Here is a 22,133-nt window from a genome sequence, read left to right as displayed (position 1 = left end):
ATCAAACTCCCAGATAGGCTTCGCGTATGTGGGGCTGCTTCATGAGTTCGTCCGGAAGGCCGGTCGCCACGATGCGCCCCTGTTCCAGCACGTAAGCCCGGTCAGCCACGCTCAGCGCCTTGATGACGTTCTGCTCTACCAGTAGCACGGCGGCGCCGGCGTCGCGCACCCGGACGATGATGTCGAACATGTCGTCGACGATGGTCGGCGCAAGGCCGAGGGAGGGCTCGTCGAACAGGACGATTCGCGGCTGCGCCATCAGCGCCCGGCCGATGGCCACCATCTGCTGCTGCCCGCCGGACAATTCGCCCGCCGGCTGCGCCCGCTTCTGGCGCAGGATCGGGAACAGGCCGTAGACCCTCTCCAGCGACTCCGCCCTCGCCGCCCGCGGCCGGGGCAGGTAGCAGCCCAACTCGAGGTTCTCTTCGACCGTCATCTTTGCGAAAAGCCGACGTCCCTCGGGAACCAGGGCGATACCCTGTTCGCAGAAACCGTGCGGACGCACGCGCGTCATGTCGACGCCATCGAAGCGAAGATGTCCCTGCCGCGATCGCAGCATCCCGGCGATCGCGTTGATCAGCGTCGTCTTCCCGGCGCCGTTGGGCCCGATGACGGAAACGATCTCGCCGGCATCGACCTCGATCGAGACGTCCCACACGGCGGGTGCGTCGCCATAGCCGACGTGGAGGTTGCGAACTTCAAGCAGCATAGGCCTTGCCGAGATAGATGCTGACGACACGGGGATCGCGCATGACCTCGCGCGGCGCCCCCAGGGCGAAGAGCTTGCCTTCGTTCAGGACGGCGACCCGGTCGGAGAGCTCGACGACGGCGCGCATCAGATGCTCGACGAAGACGATGGTGGCGCCCTGCGCCCGGATGGCACGCACGAGCCGGATGGCATTGTCGACCTCGGCCGGATTGAGGCCGGACAGGACTTCGTCGAGCAGCAGCAGCTTGGGCTTGGCTGCCAGCGCGCGCGCCAACTCGAGGAATTTGCGTTCGTGCAGGTTCAGTTCGGCCGGCAGCGCCTCTTCCTTGCCGGCAAGCCCGGTGAAGCCGATCCAGTGCAGTGCCTCTTCGCGGATCTCGGCGGCCGTGCGCGGCGGCCCGCCGAAGGTCGCGGCCATCGATACGTTGTCGAGCACCGTCATGTTCACGAACGGCCGCGGAATCTGGTAGGTCCGCGCAATGCCCCGGTGCGCGATCTCGTGCGCCGGCAGGCGACCGATCTCCGCGCCGTCGACCATGATCGTGCCGCCGCTCAGCGGATAGAAGCCCGAGATGACGTTGATCAGCGTGGTCTTGCCCGAGCCGTTCGGTCCGACCAGCCCCAGAATCTCACCCTCGCGCACGTCGAGGTCGACGCCGGCCAGCGCCTGCAAACCGCCGAACCGCTTAGTGACGCCCCTCGCCTCGAGGATATTGCGGGATCCGATCTGATGAGGCTTGTCCGGCACCGCGGGCACCACGGCGGCATGCGGCTTGGTCTCGGAGCGGCGACGGCGCTTCATCCAGGCCTGGATCGCCGGCACGACACCGTCGGGCAGCCACAGGATGGCGAGGATCAGGATCAGGCCGACCACGGCGCGGCCGACCATCGCCTCGCCGCCGCTGATGAAGGCGTACAGCAGCGTCGTGATGACCGTGGCGCCGACCGCCGGTCCGAACCAGTTGCGTGAGCCACCCAGCACGCTCATCAGCACGACATAGAGCGGCACGGTGAGCTCGAACGTACCCGCCACAGTGAGGAAGCCGACATACATCGCGTGGATGCCGCCGACGGCGCCCGCGATGCCGGCCGAAAGGGCGAAGGCGATCAGCTTGTAGCGGAAGGTCGGTACACCTTTGGCTTCGGCGACGTCCTCGTCGTCGTGGATGGCGAACAGGCCGAGGCCCAGGCGTGAATGGGCGACCCACCACGCGATGCCCAGCGTCAGCACGCACATCGCGAAGCCCAGCACGTAGATGGTGCCGGTCTGGGTCGGCATCAGGTTCGGCATCGGCACGGCGCTCATGAACACGCCGGCACCGCCGTCGATCGGCGTGTTGAGGATGATCGTGGCGATGACGAAGGTGACGGCGAGTGTCAGCAGGGCGAACAGCTCGCCGCGCAGCCGCTTCATGCGGAACACAACGGCGCCGATGCCGACGCCCAGCAACGCCGCCATCGCCGCGGCGACGGGCACGGTCACGAGGAACGGTACGTTCGCCTTGGTGGTCAGCGTCGCCGTCGTGTACATGCCGACGCCGAAGAACGCGGCATGACCCAGGCTGAAATAGCCGGCAAAGCCCGAGAGCAGCGCCCAGCTCGTCGACAGCGAGATCCAGAAGAAGACGAGATAGAAGAACGAATCGTAGAAGGCCGGCAGGCCTGCCGTCGGCAGGATCGCGAAGACCAGGATGCCGAGCGCGGCGGCCGCTTTCGGAAGGGTTTGCCCGGCTGTCATGACCACTCCGGATCCCACAGAAGGATGGCGATCAGAACCGAGAAGGATACGACCGGCGCCCAGGCCGGGCTGAAGACCGCCATGGCGATGGATTCGCTGGCGCCGATCAGCATGCCGGCGGCCAGCGCGCCCAGCGGATTGCCGAGCCGGCCGATGATGACCACGGCGAAGACGACACCCAGCCAGGCCCAGATCTGGGCCGGCGCCAGGGTCGCGATCAGGGCGATGAAGGTGCCGGCGACGCCGGCATAGGCAGCCCCGATGCCCGACAGCAGATAGGCGAGCTTCCGGTGATCGACGCCATAGGCTGCCGCGATATCCGCGTCCTCGGCGCTCGCCCGCAGCGCCTTGCCGACGTAGGTCTTGCGCAGCCACAGCCACGTACCCCAGGCCAGCACCCCGGCCACGAGGCAGAGAATCAGCTCCAGCACCGGGATGTAGAATGGCCCGGCCTTGATCGACCATGTCGCATAGTGCGTCTCGAAGCGGCGATAGTCGGCGGTCCAGTAGAGCTGGATCCCGACCTCGAGCATGACGGCGAAGCTGAAGGTGATCAGAAGCGAGCCCAGCTCGTTCACCTTGAAGCGCACGAATACCCAGTGCTGGGCGAGGCCGATGGCGAACATCGCCGGCACGATGATCAGCACCGACCACCACGGCGCGACGTGATAGGTCGTGCCCAGCTCGTAGGTCAGGTAGGCCGCGAGGAAAGCGAGCGCGAAATGGCTGAGGTTGACGAGCCGCAGCAGGCCCCAGCTCAGGCTGAGGCCCAACGCCAGCAGTCCATACATTCCGCCGGCCAGGACGCCCGAGATCAGCGCCTGGCCGAGTAGCGTTGCGCTCGGCATCCGCCGGTTACGGCAGCAGCTTCACGCCGGGTGCCGCGAACTCCCGGGGCCAGACGACCTTCCATTCCTTGTTCTGCACCTGGCGGATGAGCTGCGCCGGGGCGCCGTGATTGTAGAGGCCGTCGAACTTCAGCGGCCCATAGATCGTGTTCACGACGTTCTTCTTCAGGAAGGCCGCGATCTGCTTGTCTTCGAGGCTCTTGGCGCCGTTCACGCCCTGCTCGAGGATCTGCCATTCCGAGACCATGCCGGCGGCCTGCGCATCGATTAGCGGATACGGCAGGTTCGCCTTGGTGGCGCGCTCCTTGTAGGCCGCGGCGATCCTGGCGACACCCGGCCGGCTCATGAAGGGCTCGTCCGGCTCGAGGAAGGTCGACGACCAGGCGAGATTGCCGTCGGGCGACAGCGCCAGCGGCCCCGGCGCCGGATAGAGGTGGAAGCTGCCCTTCGGTGCATATTCGAGCTTCTTCAAGGCCTCGAGGATCTGGTTGCTCTCCAGCCCCAGAGAGCCGACCCACAGGAAATCGGCATTCGCCTCCTTCACGCGCGCCGCGATCGCCCCGAAGTCGCGATTGCCCGCTTCGTATTCCAGATAGAGAGGCACCTTCACGCCGCGCTTCTCGGCCTCGACCTTCATTCCCTGCGCCATGAACTGCGCCGACGGAAACTTGCTGGTCAGGATCACCATGTTCTTTGGTGGGGCCGGCAGGCTCGCCATCGCATCGAGGATCACGTTGGGATAGCTCTTGTCGGGCTCCGGGCCGAACGGCGTCGCCGGAAATGCCATGTCGTAGGTCTGGAGCTTGGGGATGCCCATGCTGCTCTGGACGATCACCTTGCCGTAGCGCTGGGCCACACCCATCGCCGCCAGGATCGGCGCGGTTGCGTACGGGCCCTGGATCAGGTCGACCTTGTCGACGGTGATCAGCTTCTCGTAGAGACTGCGGGCAACATCGGGCTTGGACTGGTCGTCGAGCAGCACGTACTCGACCGGCCGGCCGAGGAAGCCGTTACGGCTGTTGATCTCCTCGACCATGATCTCGGACGCGATCTTGTGGATGACCGCGGTCTGCGCCAGGAAGCCCGTCAGCGAGAGCGTGCCACCGACCCGCACCGGCTTGCCCGAAGGCGCCGCTCGCAGAATGGCCGGCGCGGACAACATCGCCGTGGAGCCCAACAATCCCGCCAAGACATGGCGCCGCCGCCATGAGCCCATCCGCTCGCGCATCTGCTTCCTCCTTCGACGTTTATTTTTTTGAACGTCGTTGAAACGGATCGTGGCGGATCGATCCTCGTAAGTAAACCGGATTTTCGAAACTTTGGACAACATTGAATGGGGATCGTTTTGTGATGTCGCTGCGTCGCCGGCAACGCAGACGCGGCGCGTCTTTCGGCATATTCTCCGGCCGGTTCGCAACGGAGAGAGTCCCAATGAAGAGCTACAAGGTCGTCGAATTCGGCCAGCCGCTGCAGAAGGTGGAGGAAGGCAATCCCGCGCCGCAGGGCGCCGAGGTCCTGGTCAAGGTGACGGCCGCCGGCGTCTGCCACAGCGACGTGCATCTGTGGGAAGGCTTCTTCGACATGGGCGGCGGCAACAAGGTGTCGACGCAAAAGACGATGAACCCGCCGCGCACGATGGGCCACGAGATCGTGGGCGAAGTCGTCGCGCTGGGTCCCGACGCCAAGGGCGCGAAGGTCGGCGACAAGGCCGTCGTCTATCCGTGGATCGGCTGCGGCACCTGCTGGTACTGCACCAATGGCCGCGAGCATCTGTGCGCCGCCCCGCGGGCACTCGGCGTCAACAAGGATGGCGGCTATGCCGACCACGTCCTCGTGCCCGACGCGAAGTATCTCTATCCCTACGGCAACATCCCGACCGATCTGGCCTGCCTCTATGCCTGCTCCGGCATCACCGCCTTCAGCGCCGTCAAGAAGACGGTCGGCGAGGATGGCGGCAAGCCGATCCTGGTGATCGGCGCCGGCGGCGTCGGACTGATGGGCGTGAAGTTCGCCCAATCCGTGCTGGGCCGCGCGCCGATCGTGGCCGACATCGACGAAGGCAAGCGCAAGCTGGCGCTCGACAACGGCGCGATCGCCGCAATCGATCCGCGCGACAAGGACGCCCGCAAGAAGGTCTTCGAGCTGACGGACGGCACCGGCGTCGGTGCGGCCATCGACTTCGTGGGCGCCGACAGCACCGCCCAGTTCGGCGTCAAGGCGCTGGCCCGCGGCGGACGCCTCGTCGTCGTCGGCCTGTTCGGCGGCACCTTCTCGCTGCCGATGCCGATGTTCGCCTTCACCGGCTGCCAGATCGTGGGCTCCGTGACCGGCAGCCCGGGCGAGATGAAGGAGATGATGGACCTCGTCACCGCCGGCAAGGTGACGCCGGTGCCGGTCGTCACGCGCAAGCTCGACGAGGCCGACGCCACGCTGCAGGAACTGCGCAAGGGCCTCATCATGGGGCGGGCCGTCCTCGTTCCGTGAGCCAGGCGACACGCGCCCTCGCCCACGCCTTCGACACCGGAACGCTCGCCGCAAGGCGGGCGTTCTTCCTGCGCGCCGAGGATCCGCCTTTCGCGGAGATCGACGCGGAGCAGTCGTTCCGGCCGACATTCCTTCGACTGAAGCAGGCCGTGCCGCGGCTGGAAAGCGGCGGCCATTCTCTCGGCCTCGTCCTGCTGACCAAGCACAAGGAAGAGAACTTCGCCAACATCGCGCGCGGCTGGGCTCTCCTTGCCCACGGAGGAACGCTGGTCTGCGCCGGCGCCAACGACGACGGCGCGGGCAGCCTCGAGAAGCATGTCGGCAAGGCCTTCGGCGGCGTCGACACGCTTTCGAAGTTCCACAGCCGGGTTTTCTGGCTTGGCAAGGGCGAGCGAACCCCGCCCGAGTACTGGCAGAAACTCGCCACGCTGCAGCCTGTCGGCGACGGTTCGTGGCTGAGCCAGCCCGGCGTCTTCTCATGGGATCACGTCGATGACGGATCGGCCCTCCTCGCCGCACACCTCCCCAATGATCTCGCAGGACTGGTCGCCGATTTCGGCTGCGGCTGGGGCTTCCTGACGCGGCACGTCCTGGCGACCTGCCTTTCCGTGGCGGCGATCCACGGCATCGATGCCGAGCATCGCGCCGTCGAGGCGAGCCGCGCGAACGTCACCGATCCACGCGCGACGTTTCATTGGCTCGACCTGATCAACGAGGCCGCCCCCGCGACCTACGACGCCATCGTCTGCAATCCGCCCTTCCACGCCGGCCGCGCCGCCGAGCCGTCGCTGGGCCAGGGCTTCATCGCCGTCGCAGCGCGCGCGCTGAAGCCGGGCGGGCGGTTCTACATGGTCGCCAATCGCGGCCTGCCCTACGAGCCGCTGCTGAAAGCACACTTCACGTCGTTCGAAACCTTGGCCGACAACAACAAATTCAGGGTGACGCGCGCTGTGCGCTAACCGACCCGTTGTCATCCTGAACGAAGCGAAGGATCATTCGCTTCGTTCAGGATGACAAATCAAGACAATCGAGCCGCGATCAGGAACTCCTTGTTTCCTTCCGCGCCGGTGATCGGGCTTTCCGTCACGCCCAGCACATGCCAGCCGGGCTGCTCGTCCAGCCACGCCGAAATCGTCTCCACGACTTCGGTGTGAAGCTCCGCCTCGCGCACGATGCCGCCCTTGCCGACGCGGCCCTTGCCGACCTCGAACTGCGGCTTGATCAGCGCCGCGAGATGGGCCCCCAGCGCCGCCAGCGCGAGGGCGGACGGCAGGACCAGCCGCAGGCCGACGAACGAGGCATCGCAGACGACGAGATCGACCGGTTCTGGAATCTGCGTGCGCGTCACGTCGCGGATGTTGGTCTTCTCCATCGACACGACGCGCGGATCGGTGCGCAGTTTCCACGCGAGCTGGTTGGTCCCGACATCCACCGCGTAGACCTTCGCCGCGCCGCGCTGCAGCAGGCAGTCGGTGAAGCCGCCGGTCGAGGAGCCGACATCGAGGGCAACGCGCCCCGTGACGGGAATGGTGAAATGGTCGAGCGCCTTCTCGAGTTTGAGTCCGCCGCGCGAGACATAGGGATGGAGCTGGCCGCGCACCTCGATCGGCATGTCGTCGGCGACGGGTTGCCCCGCCTTCTCCAGCCGCCGGTCGTTGGAAAAGACCAGCCCGGCCATGACCAGCCGCTGCGCGGCGGCGCGTGTTTCCACGAGCCCCCGCTCGACCAGTGCCACGTCCAGCCGCGTCTTCGCCAATACTGTCTCCCTTCGGACGACCTGCTAGCATGCCGGGCATGAGCATGAAACTTCTCGAGGGCGAGCGCGCCCTGATCACCGGCTGCGCCGGCGGCATCGGCCGCGGCATTGCCAAGGCACTCAAGGCCGAGGGCGCGATCGTACTCGGAAGCGACATCGCCGCCCCGTCCGCCGAGGACGGCATCGATTTCCTCGGTGCCGACCTCTCGAAGCGTGACGGCTGGAAAAGCCTGCTCGACGGTGCGGTAAAGAAGCTCGGCACGATCTCGCTGTTCGTCCATGCCGCCAGTCCGCGCCGGCTGGAAGCCGACACACCGCTGTCGGTCAGCGAGGAGACGTGGGACCTGATGACCGACATCAACCTGCGCTCCGGCTTTTTCCTCGGTCGCGAGGTCGGCCGCCACATGCGCGACAACCGGATCAAGGGCCGCATGATCCTCGTCACCTCGCAGCACCGCGACACGCCGCGCAACCTGCCGCACTACAGCGCCTCCAAGGCCGGCATGACGATGGTTATGAAGGAACTGGCCCGCGTGCTGGCGCCGGACGGCATTCGCGTGAACGCGATCGCGCCTGGCGCTATTCCCGGCGGCGGTTTCGTCTCCAATGACCTCGCTTCACTGGTTGCGCAGATCCCGCTCGGCCGCGCCGGCACGCCCGACGACATCGCGCAGGTCGCCGTGGCGATTCTCTCGGAAAGATTTGGCCGCTACCTGGTGGGGACGACGGTAGAAGTTGATGGTGGACTGGGCCTTGCGAGCTGGATTCCTGCCAAGGCTTGACCGAGCCCGGTGGAAGGGTTGAGGTGCGGGCCGCAAACTGGAGGAGTTCACCATGACGCTTCGCATCAATGCCACCGCGCCCGACTTCAAGGCCGAGACGACCCAGGGTCCGATCGAGTTCCACAAATGGATCGGCGACAGCTGGGCGATCCTGTTCTCGCATCCGAAGGATTTCACGCCGGTCTGCACCACCGAACTCGGCTACATGGCCGGCCTCAAGCCGCAGTTCGACAAGCTCAACACCAAGATCATCGGCCTCTCGGTCGATCCCGTGACCAACCACTCCAAGTGGGCGAAGGACATCGAGGAGACCCAGGGCCACGCCGTGACCTTCCCGATGATCGGCGACCCCGAACTCAAGGTCGCGACCGCCTATGACATGCTGCCCGAAGGCGCCGGCACGACCTCCGAAGGCCGCACCGCCGCCGACAATGCCACGGTGCGCTCGGTGTTCATCATCGGGCCGGACAAGAAGATCAAGGCGATGCTCGTCTACCCGATGAGCAGCGGCCGCAACTTCGACGAGGTGCTGCGCCTGCTCGAATCCTGCCAGCTCACGGCCAAGCACCAGGTCGCGACCCCCGTGAACTGGAAGAAGGGCGAGGACGTGATCATCGTCCCGGCCGTGTCCGACGAGGCCGCCAAGGCGAAGTATCCGAACGGCTGGAGGGCGCCCAAGCCCTACCTGCGGATCGTGCCTCAGCCCAAGGACTAGCAGTAGCTCCCCGGTCATACGGGCAGGGCTGTCGCATAAGAGGTAAGGGTCCCTCGCTTACGCTCCAGGGCGGGGCTTCCCCGCCCGCCATGACACCGTTTGTTTGATCGGCGCACTGCGCCAATCCCAACAAAATTGTCATCCCGAACGTAGTGAGCGACCCTCCTCTTTACCCAAAACGGCGGGAGATTCGGTATGACGGACGAACTCTGGCGCTGGTCGGCCAGCGACCTGGCACGGGCCATCGCACGCGGCGCGATTTCGAGCGAGGACGCGACGCGATCAGTCCTCGGTCGGATCGAGTCCGTCAATCCGCGGGTCAACGCCGTGGTCGACATGATGGCCGATGAGGCATTGCAGGCCGCACGCGAGGCCGACACCGCGCGCCGCAGCGGCGCCCCCTGCGGGCCGCTGCACGGTGTGCCGACGACGGTGAAGGTCAACGTCGACACCAAGGGCCGCGCCACGACCAACGGAGTTGTGGCCTTCCGCGACCTGGTAGCGACCGAAGACAGCCCGGTCGTCGCCAACCTGCGCAATGCCGGTGCCGTGATCGTCGGCCGCACCAATACGCCCGCCTTCTCGCATCGCTGGTTCACCGACAACGAACTCCACGGGCCGACGCGCAACCCGTGGGGCAAGGGTCTGACTCCCGGAGGATCGAGCGGCGGCGCGGCCGCTGCGCTGGCCGCCGGCATGGGCGCGATCGCACACGGCAACGACTATGGCGGCTCGATCCGTTATCCCGCCTATGCCTGCGGCGTGGCCGGCCTGCGGCCGACACCCGGCCGCGTGCCGGCCTTCAACCCGTCCGCCACCGCCGAGCGGCCCATCACCGCGCAGCTCATGTCCGTGCAGGGCCCGTTGGCCCGCTCAATCGCGGACCTGCGCCTCGCCTTCGCTGCCATGGCGAGGGGCGATGCGCGCGATCCCAATTGGGTGCCGGCGCCCCTCGCCGGTCCCGCGCCGACGCGGCCGCTGCGAGCCGCCATCGCGCCGGCCCCGTTCGATGACGTGGTGCCGGAGGTCCGTGCCGCCGTCGAGCAGGCCGGACGCGCGCTCGAGGCGGCCGGCTATGCCGTCGAACAGGTCGCGCCGCCGCGACTGGGCGAAGCAGCCGAGCTGTGGCATCGGATGGTCGTCAACGACGAGCGCCGCGGCTTCGTCGCGACCGTGCAGGCCCTGGGCGATGCCGCCGCACGGCGCAACGTCGAAGGCCATCTCCACTACGTGCCGGAGGTCGATGCCGGCGGTCTGCTCGACGCATTCGGCCAGCGTCTCGCCCTGATGCGCGCCTGGTCGCTGTTCTTCGCGGACTATGCGGTCGCGATCGTGCCGGTGTCGCACGTCCTGCCCTTCCCGGACGGCCTCGATCTGCAGGACCAACCGGTCGTGGATCGCATGATGGCCGCACAGCACTGCCTGCTTGCGACGCCCGTCCTGGGCTATCCCTCGGCGTCGGTGCCCACCGGCCTCGCCGATGGAACGCCCGTGGGCGTACAAATCATCTCCGCCCGTTTCCGCGAGGATCTCTGCCTCGATGCGGCGGAGATCGTCGAAGCACACGCCTCGCACCTGACGCCCATCGAGCCGCGCGATTAGCCTCGGGCGCGCTCGGATTGCTGGCCGAGCGCGGCGAGCGCCGTCGCCACGATCTGCGGCGCGTTGAGGCCGGCCCATTCGTACTGCCGGGCCGGCGACGCATGATCGAGGAAGCGGTCGGGCAGAACCATCGGCCGCACCTTCAGTCCGTTGTCGAGTAGGCCCGCCGTCGCAAGATACTGCAACACGAAGCTCGAGAAGCCGCCGACCGAGCCCTCCTCGATGGTGATCAGCACCTCGTGCTCGCGCGCGAGGCGGCGGATCAGGTCCGTGTCGAGGGGCTTGGCGAAGCGGGCGTCGGCCACCGTCGTGCTGAGGCCCTTGGCGCCGAGATCCTCGGCCGCCACCAGGCACTCCTGCAGGCGCGCGCCGAAATTCAGGATGGCGATCTTGGTGCCCTCGCGAACGATCCGGCCCTTGCCGACTTCCAGCGGCGTGCCCTTCGCCGGCAACTCGACGCCGACGCCCTCACCGCGCGGATAGCGGAAGGCCGAGGGGCGGTCGTCGATCGCGGCGGCCGTCGCCACCATGTTCATCAGTTCGAGCTCGTCGGCCGCCGCCATGATGACGAAGTCCGGCAGGCAGCCGAGATAGGCCACGTCGAAGGAGCCCGCATGGGTGGCGCCGTCGGCGCCGACCAGCCCGGCCCGATCGATGGCGAAGCGCACCGGCAGCTTCTGCAGGGCAACGTCGTGCACGACCTGGTCGAAGGCGCGCTGCAGGAAGGTCGAATAGATCGCTGTGAACGGCTTGAAACCCTCGGTCGCCAGGCCGGCGGCGAAGGTGACGCCGTGCTGCTCGGCGATCGCCACGTCGAATGTGCGCTCGGGGAAGCGCTCGGCGAACTTGTCGAGGCCGGTGCCCGAAGGCATCGCCGCGGTCACCGCCACGATCTTCTTGTCGGCCTCCGCCTCGGCGATCAGCGCCTTGGCGAAGACCGAGGTGTATTGCGGCGCGTTGGCGATCGGCTTGGACTGCTTGCCGGTGATGACGTCGAACTTCACCACCCCGTGGTACTTGTCCGCGCTCGCCTCGGCCGGCCCGTAGCCCTTGCCCTTCTTTGTCACGACATGGACCAGGATCGGCTTGTCGAGCTGGCTGTCGCGGGCATTCTTCAGCACCGGCAGCAGATGGTCGAGATTGTGACCGTCGACGGGACCGACATAGTAGAAGCCCAGCTCGTCGAACAGCGTGCCGCCCGCCACGAAACCGCGGGCGAATTCCTCGGCACGCTTGGCCGCGAGTTCCAGCGGCTTGGGCAGGTTCTCGGCGAAGGTGCGCCCGAGGTTGCGCAGCGTGACATAGGGGCGGCCCGACAGGAGCCGCGAGAGATGGCCCGACAGCGCGCCGACGGGCGGCGCGATCGACATGTCGTTGTCGTTCAGCACCACGATCAGGCGCGAGCGCAAAGCGCCCGCATTGTTCATCGCCTCGTAGGCCATGCCGGCACTGAGCGCGCCATCGCCGATCACGGCGATCACGTTGTTGGAGCCGCCCGCCAGATCGCGCGCCACCGCCATGCCGAGGCCGGCGGAGATTGAGGTCGAGGAGTGAGCGGCGCCAAACGGGTCGTATTCGCTCTCGGAACGCCGCGTGAAGCCCGACAACCCGCCTTCCTGGCGCAAGGTGCGAATGCGGCTGCGGCGGCCCGTGACGATCTTGTGCGGATAGGCCTGGTGGCCGACGTCCCAGATCAGCCGGTCCTTCGGCGTGTCGAAGACGTAGTGAAGGGCCACCGTGAGCTCGACGACGCCCAGTCCCGCTCCGAGATGGCCGCCGGTAACGGAAACGGCCGAGATCGTCTCCTGGCGCAGTTCGTCCGCTAGCTGACGCAACTGTTCTGCGCGCAAGCGGCGGATGTCGGCGGGAACGTCGACGGTATCGAGCAGCGGCGTCGTACTGTGGCCGGTCATTGAACTACCATACTCCTGCGCGGCGCTTTCTGCCCCAACTTCAGGTGCGGCGCGCCACGACGAATTCTGTGGCTTGCCTTAGCAAATCCGCTGCTTCTCCGAAGGGCTCCAGATGCGCGGCGGCCTGTCGCGCCAGCATTCCGGCCTGCGCCCTCGCCCGTTCGACGCCCAGGATGGACACGAAAGTCGCCTTGCCGGCGGCTTCGTCCTTGCCCGTCGCCTTGCCCAGCTCCTCCGCGCTGCCTTCGATGTCGAGCAGGTCGTCGACGATCTGAAACGCCAGGCCGAGATCGTGCGCATAGCCCGCGAGCGCCATTCGCATGGGGTCGCTCGCCTTGCCGAGGATGGCGCCCGCCGTGCACGAGAAGGAGATCAACGCCCCCGTCTTCAGGCGCTGCAGGTGGGTGATGGCGCCGATCGTCTGGTCGGAATTTTCCTGCTCGGCCAGCAGGTCGAGCATCTGCCCGCCCACCATGCCGCGGGCGCCCGCGGCCTTCGCGAGTTCGCTCACCAGCGCCGTGCGTACCGCCGGGTCGCCATGTGTGTCCTCGTGCGCCAGAACCTCAAAGGCCAGCGCCTGCAGCGCATCGCCCGCCAGGATCGCCGTCGCCTCGTCGAATTGCTTGTGGCAGGTAGGTTTGCCGCGCCGCAGATCGTCGTCATCCATCGCCGGCAGATCGTCGTGGATCAGAGAATAAGCGTGCACGAACTCGATGGCGGACGCCGTTCGCAGGGCGGGCTGCGTCCCCACCTTGAACAGCGTCGCACCGGCCAACACAAAAAAGGCGCGCAACCGCTTTCCGCCGCCCAGGCTCGAGTAGCGCATCGCCTCGAAGACACGCGCCTCGCCCACGGCCCCGGACGGCAGCAGGCGATCCATGGTGCGCTCGACCGACTCCGCGGCAAACCCGAGGGCGATATCGAACTGTCTGTGCGACGACAACGGCATCGGAGAGAAATCAGCCGAGGTCGGCAGGTTGCGTCGCGACCGAACCGTCGGCGGAGAAGACGATCTTTTCCACCTTCATCTTGGCTTCGGCCAGCCGCTGCTCGCAGTGCCGCTTCAGCAGCGCGCCCCGTTCGTAGGCCGAAATCGCCTCGTCCAGCTTCACCTGGCCACGTTCGAGCTGCTGAACGATGCCCTCCAGTTCCTTGAGGGCATCCTCGAAGGAGAGGGCTGCAATATCCTTGGGCAGAGTGGGTTCTTTAGCCAATTTTTGCCTCTTGAAGGGGACGGTCCGGATCGTACCCGGCCGCCGCGAACATGTCGAAAGATGCCGCTCGCGTCATTAAAATATGCCGGATATTCCCGTTTCGAGAGCAAAACAGCACGTCTGCAACTAACGATAATCGAAACACGCATCTGTGACATGGCCGCTTTGCATGTTCGCAGGACAAAACCCGCTCACGCGCATTGCGATAGAGTTAAGCCAATGGCAGGTTCCGCTCCGCAAAGAAATAAACGGCCATTCACCAGGAGCAAACGCCCATGGGCAACGTTAGCCATCTCGTTACGCGAACCGCCGCCTTCCAGAGCTCGGTCGAGAACGGTCTCGCCGAAGGGTCCAGCAGCAAGGATCGCCAGTTCGTCACGGCGCTGGCCCGCGGCCTCGACATCCTGCGCGCCTTCCATGCCGGCGAAGGCATGCTGGGCAACCAGGAAATCGCCCACCGCACCGGCCTGCCGAAGCCGACGGTCGCCCGCCTGACCCACACGCTGACCGAGCTGGGCTACCTCAACTACATCCGCCGTTTCCGCAAGTACGAGCTGGGCGCCTCGGTTCTGGCGCTGGGCTACGCCGCCATCTCGAGCATGGACGTCCGCCGCGCCTCGCGTCAGCCGCTGGAGCAGCTGGCCCACGCCCTCAACGCCTCCACTGCGCTGGGCGGCCGCGACCGTCACTCGATGATCTATCTCGAAGCCTGCCGTGGCCCGTCGGTCGTGGCGATCACGCACGATGTCGGCACCCGCGTGCCGATGGCCAGCACCGCGATGGGCCGCGCCTACCTGTTCTCGCTGCCCGACGTCGACCGCAACAAGCAGATCGATGCCATCCGCCGCCGCTGGCGCGACGACTGGGCCAAGGTGAAGACCGGCCTGGAGCGCTCGTTCAAGGAACTGACCGACCGCGGCTTCTGTGTCACGTGGGGCGAGTGGCTGCCCGAGCTGTGCGGCGTCGGCGCTCCGCTGCGCAATTCGGACGGCACGGCCGCTTATGCGATCAACGCCTCGGCGCCGATCTACCAGATCAGCCGCGATCGTCTCGAAGCCGACTGGGGTCCGCGCCTCGTCAAGGTCGCGCGCGACATCCGCACCGGCATGGCCGCGCAACCCGCCGTCACCGCTCCTGCCGGCTCGGCCCTGCGGCCGATGATGGCCAACGGCAACGGCCATCGCGCGCCGATGTCGGCGATGGTGCGCCGCTAGGCGCACCCTCCCCCGGAGGCTTTCCAGACATGGCGATCCAACGACCGGCCGACGCTCGGCCGGTCGCTCCTTATGAGTTCCGCGGCTTCAACGGCGTGATCGGCCACCAGGTCGTGGCGTGGCGTCACGGCTTCGTCGAGATGCAACTCAAGGTGCGGCCGGAACTGTGCAACGCCAACGGCCTGCTGCATGGCGGCGTGCTGATGACGCTCCTTGATTCCGCGAGCGGCTTTGCCTGCACCTTCAATGAGACGGCGACGGCGCGGCGACTTTCCGTAACGCTCGCCTTCACCACCCAGTTCATCAAGGCCGGCCGCGAAGGCGACGTGCTCACGATCCTGGGCGCGTGGCGTCCCTCTACGAGCCAGAGTACCTTCGCCGCCGAGACCGAGATCTACAATCAGGTGAACGATCTGCTCGCCACCGGCGCCGGCACCTTCCGCTACCTGAAGGGCGAGCGCAGCGACGGCACGCTCGACTTCCTCGACCGGAAGGCCGCGGACTGACTATCCGGCGGCGGTCGAACGCAGCCGATAGCGTAGCCACATCGTCCCGCCCTCCAGGACGTCGTGGCTCACCAGCGTCATGCTCTCGACCGGCGCAGGCCCGAGATCGGCATCGCCCGATTTGAACACGATCGGTCCACCCGTGCTGCCGTCGATCACCGGGCAGATCACGAGACTCAGTTCGTCGATCAGGCCGGCCCTCAAAAGCGCACCGTTCGCCCCGCCCCCGCCCTCCAGCATGATCCGCTCGATGCCCAGCTCGCGATTGAGCGTCTCGAGCGCTGCCGCGAGATCGACCTCGGCCTTGCCGGCGAAGATGTAGGACACGCCGTCAGCGCGCAGCCCGGCTAGGTGCCGGTCCGGCACCGACTCGGTCAAGATGACGAGGATCGGATCGCCGCCGATATCCTTGCGAGCCCAGACAGCCTTGCCATGGGCATCGAGGAAGATTCCCCACGCCTTGGCCTCGCGTTGCGCAAACCAGTTCTCGCGCGGGAACGTTCGATCCGTGTCGGGATAGTGCGGCTCCTTGCCCTTGGCGAATTCCTGAGCCGTCACCCGCCCGCACAGCCACGAGCCACCGCCCATCTGGTCGTGCAGCCGCTCGAACAGGTTGGGCACGATGTTGACCTTGGGCCGCCAGCGGCTACCCCAGATGCGACCGTCGACGCTGCAGACCATGTGGCAGAGGACATAGGGCTTCATGGCCCGATCATAGCCGAACGAGACCAATCAGAAATCAAATCCCGGCAACCACAGTTGCGCGCCCGGCCGCAGCGGCAGGCGGCCGACATGGCGATGCGTGGTCTTGCCGGGCAGGCTGTGCACCAGGACGATCTCACGCGCGGTCCATGTCACAGGACTGACGTCGCGGGGCGGCGCCAGCGTTTCGCTCCTCAGCAACGTCATGTGCGGCGTGAACGGCTTCCGCTTCTCCGCTCCAGGCTCGCTCAGGACGTCGCGCAGCCGCGTCGAAAGCGTCTTCAGGGCCGCGACGCTCTTGCCGCCGCAGAGCACGAAGGCCCCCTTTGCGAGCGACTTCGCACGCGTGAAGGAAACCCGGAAGCATGGGAGGTCGACCTGGCTGGCGCGCTCGACGAGCGCATCGATGGCTTCCGGCAGTGGCGGCTCCGCGACATCGCCGACATGCCACAGCGTGACATGGAGATGCTCAGGCAGGATTTCAGTGCCGGAGATGCCGGTCGCTTCACAAAGGTGCCGGCGCGTGCCGCAAATCGCCTCCACGGTTTTCTCGTCGGGAATCAGGGCGAAGAACAGACGATCGGTGGCTTCCACTGAAGTCACGTCAGGCTTCCTGTGGGACCTCAGGACAGCGGAATGCGCGCGATGTGACGGAGCGTCGTCTGGCCGATCAGGCTGTGCACCAGCACCACCTCGCGGACCGTCCAGGCGATCGGCTCGACCGGCTCGGCCTCGATGTGGCGGCCGTCATAGAGCAGCGTCACATGCGGCGTGTAGCGGCGCGCCGGCCGCGGTGTGTCGTCTAGCGAGTCGCAGAGGCGTTGCTGCAGCACTTCCATGCCGACGGTCGAGTCGTCACCCGTAAGGACCAGCGCACCGTTGGCGAAACTCATCAGGCGATCGAGCCCGACACGGAACGACGGCATCGAGATCCCCCCGGCGCGCGCCATCCAGCCCTCGATCTCGTCGGCATCCGGCAGCCCGTGGCCTTCGTGCACGGTCGACAGCGTGACATGGAAATGCCCGGTCTTGAGCAGCCGGCCCGTGAGGCCATGCCGGGCGCGCGAGGCGGCGGCACGCTCGGCAATCCGTTCGGCGGTCTCCGCATCCGGCAGGACAGCAAAGAACAGCCTGTCGGTGAAGCGTGGGCCGGTCCGGCGCAGGCCGACATGGCGTCGCCGCAGACGGTCCACGGCGAGGCGCGAGAGGCCCTGCTCCGACCGCGGCGCCAGCGCCTGGCGGCCTGCAAAACCCTCGATCGTCGCTCCGGAAAATACAGCCATCACTTGCCTCCTCAACCGTATGTTCATGATATGTTCCATATGGGGATAACGCAATACCTGCAACCGGAACCGATACATTTGATACGATGGGAGCATGCAGATCCGCGGCTTCTACGAATTCGGCCATACGCTCGACGTGCTCGACACCGAGAGCCACGGCTTCGCGCCAGCAGACGTCGCCCACGTCGACCGGTTCTGGACGTTCGGCGATATGCACGACAGTTCTGCCGGCTTCGTGCTGCAGTTGCGCGACGGCCGCCACGCCTATGCGGAGTTCCAGCACTGGCACGGGTTCGAGCAGGACGAGGATTTCAGGATCGACGTGGAGATGCTCGATGGCGACGCGCTGCCGACGGCGCCACTGCGCGACCCCATCCCCGGCGACGAGCCCTGGCCGCCCGGCGGCTGGTCCGGCGAGACAGCCCATCTCGACCGTCTGCTTCTCCAGGGTGACGCCGGCTGAGGGCTACCTCTTCGGTGCCTGCTCGCGCCGTGTCTCTACGGTCTTTTACTTGATCGTGATCTCCGTCGAGCCGAGCCCTTCGAACTCGGTCTTTGCGACACCCGGACCCGGCAGGAACGCCGGCGGATGCACCGAGCCTGTCAGAACGAGGTCGCCGGCCTTCAGGTGGCGTCCATGCCTGTTCAGCGCATTGGCGAGCCAGGCGAGCGAGATCATCGCGCCGCCCATCACGGCGCTGCCGGGGCCGGACGCCAGTTCCTTGCCGTCGAGCGTCGAGCGGCCCTTCAAGTTGGCGAAATCGAGCTTCTGCCAGTCCTTGATCTCGGTGCCCACGACCAGCGCCGCCTGAAGCACGTTGTCGGCGATGCGCGCGGGACCGCCCATCTTCGAGACGTCGAGGTAGCGGTTGTCGACCAGTTCCATGCCGCAATGGAGACCCCCGACATGGGCGCGGATGCTCTCGGCTGTGTAGGGCGCGCCGCCGGCCGGCGCGTCCCTCGAAATGCGGGCGACCAGCTCGGGCTCGATGCCGGGCTTCAGCGGCCAGCCTTTCTCGAACGCCGCGCCGCTCTGGCGCAGGCCGCTGTGATAGACGCCGGCAAAGACCGGGCCCGAGAGCTTCAGCGGCTCGTACTGCGTCGGAAGCGTAAGCGCGATCTTCCAGCCCGCGAACTTGTCGCCGGCGGCGGCGTAGAGATCGTGGACCGCGAACTGGACCTTGTAGGCATCGGCCTCGGAGAGGTTGGCCGTCGCCGCGATTATGTCCATCGGCTTCTGCGAGCGCCGACCCTCAGCGATCCGCTCGGCGAGTGCGGCGATTTCCCTGGCGTCCACGGCGGTGCCCTCCTTACTTGACGGTGATCTCGGCTCCACCCAGCCCGACGAACTCGGTCTTGGCGACGCCGGGGCCCGGCAGGAACTGCGGCGGATGGACCGAGCCGGTCAGGATCATGTCGCCGGCCTTCAGCTGCTTGCCGTTGGCGATCAGCTTGTTGGCGAGCCAGGCGAGCGAGATCATCGCGCCGCCCATGACGTTGCTGCCGGGACCGGCGCCGATCTCCTTGCCCTCGAATTCCGAGCGACCCTTCACATTGACGAAGTCGGTCTTCTGCCAGTCCTTGATCTCGGTGCCGACGACACAGGCGGCCTGCAGCACGTCGTCGACGATGCGGCCCGGGCCGCCCAGCTTCGAGACGTCGCCGTAGCGGTTCTCGACGACTTCCATGCCGCAATAGAGGTTGGAGACGAATTCCATGATCGACTGGGCGGTGTATTCGGTGCCGGCCGGCACGTCCTTGCCCATGCGCGCAACCATCTCGCATTCGACGCCGGCCTTCAGCGGCCAGCCCTTCTCGAACACGACACCGCTCTGCCTGATGCCGCTGGTGTAGAGGCCGGCAAAGGCCGGGCCCGAGAGCTTCAGCGGCTCGTACTGCGCGGGAACGGCGAAGGCGACCTTCCAGCCCGCGAGCTTCCAGCCGGCGGCCTCGAGCTTGTCGTGGACCGCGAACTGGACCTTGTAGGCGTCGGCCTCGGAGAGGCCGGCCGTGGCATCGGCGAGCCAGTCCATCGTCGTCTTCGAGCGTCGACCTTCGACGATACGGTCGGCGAGTGCGGCGATTTCCTTGGCGTCCACGGCAATTCTCCCCTTGATCTGGCGTCGCGCGTTTTTACTGCCCCGCGACGCAAGTTCAAAGCTCATGTTCCTCTCCGCCCGCGCAGCGGGGGGAGAGGCCAGGAGAGGTGGGTCATGTGGTTGTTGGAGGCGAAGTGTGGGTGTCGAAGCGCCCACCTCACCTACCCCACGCTACGCGAGGGCCCCATCCTCTCCCCCCGATTCGCGGGCGGAGAGGACATCCGAGACAGCGCCGGTTGGTTAGGCCGCCTTCGCCGGATGGTACTTGCCGTAGAAGCTTTCGCCCTTCGCCGCCATGTCGCGCAGCAGCTTCGGAACTTCGAACTGGGCGCCGTACTTCCTGGCGAAGTCGTCGCATTCGGCGACGAACTTCTTGATGCCGACCTGGTCAATCAGGCTGATCGCGCCGCCGGTCTGCGGCGCGAAACCCAGGCCCATGATCGAGCCCACGTCGCCGTCCTGCGGGTTGGTCAGCACGTTGCTTTCCAGGCAGCGCGCGGTGTCGACCGCCTGCACGTAGAGCAGGCGCTTCTTGATCTCGTCCTCCTTGGCGCGTTTGTCCTCGCCCTCGCCATAGAGGAGCGCCGGATCGGCCGGGAAGTACTTCTGCAGCTCCGGCCACAGGCGCTTCTTGCCGTCGGCCGGATACTCGTAGAAGCCCTTGCCGTTCTTGCGGCCGAAGCGCTCCAGCTTCTTGACCATCAACTCGAGGATGTCCTCGGTGCCGCCGCCCTCGAACTTCTGGCCGGCCGCTTCGGCATCGCGCCGGGTCTGGTCCATGATCTTCCACGACAGGTCGATGGCGACCTCGTCGTTGAGCGACAGCGGGCCCACCGGCATGCCGGCGAAGCGCGCGCAGTTCTCGATCATGGCGGCGGGCACGCCCTCCTTCAGGAGGCGATGGCCTTCGCTGATGAAGGCGCCGCAGACGCGGCTCGTGAAGAAGCCGCGGCTGTCGTTCACGACGATCGGCGTCTTGCGGATCTTCTGGACGTAGTCCATGGCGCGGGCGAGCGTCTCCGGCGAGGTCTTCTTGCCGACGATGATCTCGACCAGCGGCATCTTCTCGACCGGCGAGAAGAAGTGCAGGCCGATGAAGTGATCCGGCCGTGACGAGGCTTCGGCCAGGCCGGTGATCGGCAGGGTCGAGGTGTTCGACGCAAACACGGCGCCGGCCGGCAACGCGGCCTCGGCCTTCTTCGTGGCCTCGGCCTTCACTTCGCGGTTCTCGAACACCGCTTCGATGACGAGGTCGCAGTCCTTGAGCGCGCCGAAGTCGGGCGTCGCCGTGACCTTGGCCAGCATCGCGTCGGCCTTCGCCTGGTCGAGGCGCTTGCGCTTCACCAGCTTGGCGAGCTCTTCGGCGATGTGCGCCTTGCCCTTGTCGGCGGCGGCCTGGTCGCGGTCGATCAGCACGATGTCGAGGCCGGCTTGCACCGAGACGGTGGCGATGCCGGCACCCATCAGGCCGGCGCCCAGCACGCCGATCTTCTTGTATTCCTGCTTGGGCACACCCTTGGGCCGGCGCGCCAGCTTGTTGGCTTCCTGCAGGCCGAAGAACAGCGTGCGGATCATGCTCTTGGCGACGGGGTCGCGCAGCAGCGAGACGAAATAGCGCGTCTCGACCTTGAGCGCCGCGTCCATCGGAAGCTGGAGGCCTTCATAGACGCAGCTCATGATCGCCTTCGGGGCCGGATAGACGCCGTTGGTCTTGCCGCGGATCATCGCGCTGCCACCGATGAAGGTCATGACGCCCGGCGGGCTCCACACCTGGCCGCCGGGGAAGCCCGGCACCTTGAAGCCCTTGCGGTCCCACGGCTGCACGGCGCGGCCGTCGATCGCCTTGGCGCCCTTGCCGGCATATTCCGGCACGACCTGCTCGGTCGCCGGCGCTGTCAGCCACGCCTTGGCGCGGGCCAGCAGTTCGCCCGCCGGCACGACCTCGTGGATGAGGCCGAGGCTCTTGGCGGCATCGACCGTGAGGTCCTTGCCTTCGAGCAGGATCGGCGCGGCGTTCTGCACGCCAATGAGGCGCGGGATGCGCTGCGTGCCGCCGCCGCCCGGCAGCAGGCCGATCTTCACTTCCGGCTGGCCGACCTTGGTCTTCGGGTTGGCCGCGGCGATGCGGTAGTGCGTGGCCAGGCAGATTTCGAAGCCGCCGCCCAGTGCCGTGCCGTTGATCGCCGCGACGATCGGCTTGCCGCCGGTCTCCTGCTGGCGAAACATCCTCTGCAGCTGGCTGAACTGTTCCATCAGCTTCGACGCATCGGACGTGTCGAGGCTCAGGATCATCTCCAAGTCGGCGCCGGCAATGAAGCTGTCCTTGCCCGACGTGATGATGATGCCCTTGACCTTCTCGTCCTTCAGCGCCGTTTCGAGCGCGCCGGCATAGGCCGTCATCGAGGCCTCGTTCAGCACGTTCATCGCGCGGTTGGGCATGTCCCAGGTGATGGTCGCAATGCCGTCCGAATCGACGTTGTAGTTGATCATGCTTGATCTCCGAATTCTTCCCGTGGCCACCCTTCGAGACGCTCGCTCTGCTCGCTCCTCAGGGTGAGGATTTATCTG

At 66.6% G+C, this 22,133-nt stretch carries 22 protein-coding genes; 8 read left to right on the top strand and 14 right to left on the bottom strand.

Annotation, left to right across the window (positions count from 1 at the left end; translation table 11 throughout):
* Position 1: 1 nt before the first annotated feature.
* Genes KQ910_RS22775 through KQ910_RS22760 form a run of 4 tightly spaced genes read right to left on the bottom strand, consistent with a single transcriptional unit; the run spans position 2 to position 4,523 of the window.
* On the bottom strand, positions 2-709 hold the full coding sequence (locus KQ910_RS22775) for an ABC transporter ATP-binding protein (RefSeq protein WP_216965546.1): 708 nt from the start codon (positions 707-709) through the stop codon (positions 2-4).
* Positions 699-2,447 carry a branched-chain amino acid ABC transporter ATP-binding protein/permease gene (locus tag KQ910_RS22770; RefSeq protein WP_216965544.1) on the bottom strand — a complete coding sequence of 583 codons (1,749 nt, stop codon included), beginning with the start codon at positions 2,445-2,447 and terminating at the stop codon, positions 699-701. The genes KQ910_RS22775 and KQ910_RS22770 overlap by 11 nt, the downstream gene beginning before the upstream one ends.
* Positions 2,444-3,295 carry a branched-chain amino acid ABC transporter permease gene (locus KQ910_RS22765; protein ID WP_216965542.1) on the bottom strand — a complete coding sequence of 284 codons (852 nt, stop codon included), beginning with the start codon at positions 3,293-3,295 and terminating at the stop codon, positions 2,444-2,446. Before KQ910_RS22765 ends, KQ910_RS22770 begins: the two co-directional genes overlap by 4 nt.
* A gap of 7 nt (positions 3,296-3,302) precedes the next feature.
* On the bottom strand, positions 3,303-4,523 hold the full coding sequence (locus KQ910_RS22760; RefSeq protein WP_229600855.1) for an amino acid ABC transporter substrate-binding protein: 1,221 nt from the start codon (positions 4,521-4,523) through the stop codon (positions 3,303-3,305).
* Positions 4,524-4,726: 203 nt separating this feature from the next.
* Here KQ910_RS22760 and KQ910_RS22755 point away from each other — a divergent pair, with 203 nt between their 5' ends.
* Both KQ910_RS22755 and KQ910_RS22750 read left to right on the top strand, forming a co-directional pair.
* Positions 4,727-5,779, top strand: coding sequence for an alcohol dehydrogenase (locus KQ910_RS22755; RefSeq protein WP_216965539.1), 1,053 nt, complete (start codon positions 4,727-4,729; stop codon positions 5,777-5,779).
* Entirely contained in the window at positions 5,776-6,738 is a 963-nt protein-coding gene (locus tag KQ910_RS22750; RefSeq protein ID WP_216965537.1) for a class I SAM-dependent methyltransferase, read from the top strand. Before KQ910_RS22755 ends, KQ910_RS22750 begins: the two co-directional genes overlap by 4 nt.
* A 59-nt stretch (positions 6,739-6,797) precedes the next feature.
* Here the strand turns inward: KQ910_RS22750 and KQ910_RS22745 are convergent, their stop codons facing one another.
* The gene (locus KQ910_RS22745) at positions 6,798-7,535 is read right to left on the bottom strand and encodes a TlyA family RNA methyltransferase (RefSeq protein ID WP_216965535.1); all 738 of its coding nucleotides are present in this window, start codon (positions 7,533-7,535) and stop codon (positions 6,798-6,800) included.
* 38 nt (positions 7,536-7,573) lie between these two features.
* On the opposite strand from KQ910_RS22745, the gene KQ910_RS22740 reads away from it, so the two are divergent.
* From KQ910_RS22740 to KQ910_RS22730, 3 genes are all read left to right on the top strand, one after another.
* A complete protein-coding gene (locus KQ910_RS22740; RefSeq protein ID WP_216965533.1) occupies positions 7,574-8,317 on the top strand; it encodes an SDR family NAD(P)-dependent oxidoreductase in 744 nt (247 codons plus the stop codon).
* Between the two features lie 52 nt (positions 8,318-8,369).
* Complete coding sequence (locus KQ910_RS22735; protein WP_216965531.1) at positions 8,370-9,032, top strand: peroxiredoxin; 663 nt, start codon at positions 8,370-8,372, stop codon at positions 9,030-9,032.
* A 195-nt stretch (positions 9,033-9,227) separates the two neighbouring features.
* Entirely contained in the window at positions 9,228-10,634 is a 1,407-nt protein-coding gene (locus KQ910_RS22730; RefSeq protein ID WP_216965529.1) for an amidase family protein, read from the top strand.
* On the opposite strand, the gene dxs is transcribed toward KQ910_RS22730, so the two are convergent.
* Genes dxs through KQ910_RS22715 form a run of 3 tightly spaced genes read right to left on the bottom strand, consistent with a single transcriptional unit; the run spans position 10,631 to position 13,761 of the window.
* Positions 10,631-12,547 carry a 1-deoxy-D-xylulose-5-phosphate synthase gene (gene dxs, locus KQ910_RS22725; protein WP_216965527.1) on the bottom strand — a complete coding sequence of 639 codons (1,917 nt, stop codon included), beginning with the start codon at positions 12,545-12,547 and terminating at the stop codon, positions 10,631-10,633. The two genes, KQ910_RS22730 and dxs, sit on opposite strands and share 4 nt — an antisense overlap.
* 40 nt (positions 12,548-12,587) lie before the next feature.
* Entirely contained in the window at positions 12,588-13,496 is a 909-nt protein-coding gene (locus tag KQ910_RS22720) for a polyprenyl synthetase family protein (protein ID WP_216965526.1), read from the bottom strand.
* A gap of 10 nt (positions 13,497-13,506) precedes the next feature.
* Positions 13,507-13,761: an exodeoxyribonuclease VII small subunit gene (locus KQ910_RS22715; protein WP_216965523.1), complete on the bottom strand. Its 255-nt coding sequence runs from the start codon at positions 13,759-13,761 to the stop codon at positions 13,507-13,509.
* A 275-nt stretch (positions 13,762-14,036) separates the two neighbouring features.
* On the opposite strand from KQ910_RS22715, the gene KQ910_RS22710 reads away from it, so the two are divergent.
* Positions 14,037-14,975 carry an IclR family transcriptional regulator gene (locus KQ910_RS22710; protein WP_216965521.1) on the top strand — a complete coding sequence of 313 codons (939 nt, stop codon included), beginning with the start codon at positions 14,037-14,039 and terminating at the stop codon, positions 14,973-14,975.
* Positions 14,976-15,004: 29 nt separating this feature from the next.
* Positions 15,005-15,481 carry a PaaI family thioesterase gene (locus KQ910_RS22705; RefSeq protein ID WP_216965519.1) on the top strand — a complete coding sequence of 159 codons (477 nt, stop codon included), beginning with the start codon at positions 15,005-15,007 and terminating at the stop codon, positions 15,479-15,481.
* On the opposite strand, the gene KQ910_RS22700 is transcribed toward KQ910_RS22705, so the two are convergent.
* The 3 genes from KQ910_RS22700 to KQ910_RS22690 are packed head-to-tail and all read right to left on the bottom strand — an operon-like array spanning position 15,482 to position 17,466.
* A complete protein-coding gene (locus KQ910_RS22700) occupies positions 15,482-16,186 on the bottom strand; it encodes a dihydrofolate reductase family protein (protein WP_216965517.1) in 705 nt (234 codons plus the stop codon). It lies immediately after the preceding gene.
* Positions 16,187-16,213: 27 nt separating this feature from the next.
* Positions 16,214-16,786 carry a 2'-5' RNA ligase family protein gene (locus tag KQ910_RS22695; protein ID WP_216965515.1) on the bottom strand — a complete coding sequence of 191 codons (573 nt, stop codon included), beginning with the start codon at positions 16,784-16,786 and terminating at the stop codon, positions 16,214-16,216.
* Between the two features lie 20 nt (positions 16,787-16,806).
* Positions 16,807-17,466, bottom strand: coding sequence for a 2'-5' RNA ligase family protein (locus tag KQ910_RS22690; protein ID WP_216965513.1), 660 nt, complete (start codon positions 17,464-17,466; stop codon positions 16,807-16,809).
* Between the two features lie 94 nt (positions 17,467-17,560).
* Here KQ910_RS22690 and KQ910_RS22685 point away from each other — a divergent pair, with 94 nt between their 5' ends.
* Positions 17,561-17,929 carry a hypothetical protein gene (locus KQ910_RS22685; protein WP_216965510.1) on the top strand — a complete coding sequence of 123 codons (369 nt, stop codon included), beginning with the start codon at positions 17,561-17,563 and terminating at the stop codon, positions 17,927-17,929.
* A 45-nt stretch (positions 17,930-17,974) separates the two neighbouring features.
* On the opposite strand, the gene KQ910_RS22680 is transcribed toward KQ910_RS22685, so the two are convergent.
* From KQ910_RS22680 to KQ910_RS22670, 3 genes are all read right to left on the bottom strand, one after another.
* Complete coding sequence (locus KQ910_RS22680) at positions 17,975-18,763, bottom strand: 2-keto-4-pentenoate hydratase (protein ID WP_216965508.1); 789 nt, start codon at positions 18,761-18,763, stop codon at positions 17,975-17,977.
* Positions 18,764-18,776: 13 nt separating this feature from the next.
* Positions 18,777-19,565, bottom strand: coding sequence for a 2-keto-4-pentenoate hydratase (locus tag KQ910_RS22675; protein ID WP_216965506.1), 789 nt, complete (start codon positions 19,563-19,565; stop codon positions 18,777-18,779).
* A 240-nt stretch (positions 19,566-19,805) separates the two neighbouring features.
* Entirely contained in the window at positions 19,806-22,055 is a 2,250-nt protein-coding gene (locus KQ910_RS22670) for a 3-hydroxyacyl-CoA dehydrogenase NAD-binding domain-containing protein (protein WP_216965504.1), read from the bottom strand.
* Positions 22,056-22,133: the final 78 nt, after the last annotated feature.

Origin of the sequence: Reyranella humidisoli (assembly GCF_019039055.1) — a bacterium.
GTDB classification, from domain to species: Bacteria; Pseudomonadota; Alphaproteobacteria; order Reyranellales; family Reyranellaceae; genus Reyranella; species Reyranella humidisoli.
The sequence above is the reverse complement of the archived record's forward strand: the minus strand, read 5'-3'. Positions and strand labels throughout refer to the sequence as shown.

Bases quoted from the DNA above. Each gene is read 5' to 3' on its own strand.
- KQ910_RS22755 (WP_216965539.1), top strand. From the start codon at position 4,727: ATGAAGAGCTACAAGGTCGTCGAATTCGGCCAGCCGCTGCAGAAGGTG.
- KQ910_RS22700 (WP_216965517.1), bottom strand. From the start codon at position 16,186: ATGAAGCCCTATGTCCTCTGCCACATGGTCTGCAGCGTCGACGGTCGC.
- KQ910_RS22730 (WP_216965529.1), top strand. From the start codon at position 9,228: ATGACGGACGAACTCTGGCGCTGGTCGGCCAGCGACCTGGCACGGGCC.
- KQ910_RS22685 (WP_216965510.1), top strand. From the start codon at position 17,561: ATGCAGATCCGCGGCTTCTACGAATTCGGCCATACGCTCGACGTGCTC.
- KQ910_RS22705 (WP_216965519.1), top strand. From the start codon at position 15,005: ATGGCGATCCAACGACCGGCCGACGCTCGGCCGGTCGCTCCTTATGAG.
- KQ910_RS22670 (WP_216965504.1), bottom strand. From the start codon at position 22,055: ATGATCAACTACAACGTCGATTCGGACGGCATTGCGACCATCACCTGG.
- KQ910_RS22710 (WP_216965521.1), top strand. From the start codon at position 14,037: ATGGGCAACGTTAGCCATCTCGTTACGCGAACCGCCGCCTTCCAGAGC.
- KQ910_RS22775 (WP_216965546.1), bottom strand. From the start codon at position 709: ATGCTGCTTGAAGTTCGCAACCTCCACGTCGGCTATGGCGACGCACCC.
- KQ910_RS22720 (WP_216965526.1), bottom strand. From the start codon at position 13,496: ATGCCGTTGTCGTCGCACAGACAGTTCGATATCGCCCTCGGGTTTGCC.
- KQ910_RS22690 (WP_216965513.1), bottom strand. From the start codon at position 17,466: ATGGCTGTATTTTCCGGAGCGACGATCGAGGGTTTTGCAGGCCGCCAG.
- KQ910_RS22760 (WP_229600855.1), bottom strand. From the start codon at position 4,523: ATGCGCGAGCGGATGGGCTCATGGCGGCGGCGCCATGTCTTGGCGGGA.
- KQ910_RS22770 (WP_216965544.1), bottom strand. From the start codon at position 2,447: ATGACAGCCGGGCAAACCCTTCCGAAAGCGGCCGCCGCGCTCGGCATC.
- dxs (WP_216965527.1), bottom strand. From the start codon at position 12,547: ATGACCGGCCACAGTACGACGCCGCTGCTCGATACCGTCGACGTTCCC.
- KQ910_RS22735 (WP_216965531.1), top strand. From the start codon at position 8,370: ATGACGCTTCGCATCAATGCCACCGCGCCCGACTTCAAGGCCGAGACG.
- KQ910_RS22740 (WP_216965533.1), top strand. From the start codon at position 7,574: ATGAGCATGAAACTTCTCGAGGGCGAGCGCGCCCTGATCACCGGCTGC.
- KQ910_RS22765 (WP_216965542.1), bottom strand. From the start codon at position 3,295: ATGCCGAGCGCAACGCTACTCGGCCAGGCGCTGATCTCGGGCGTCCTG.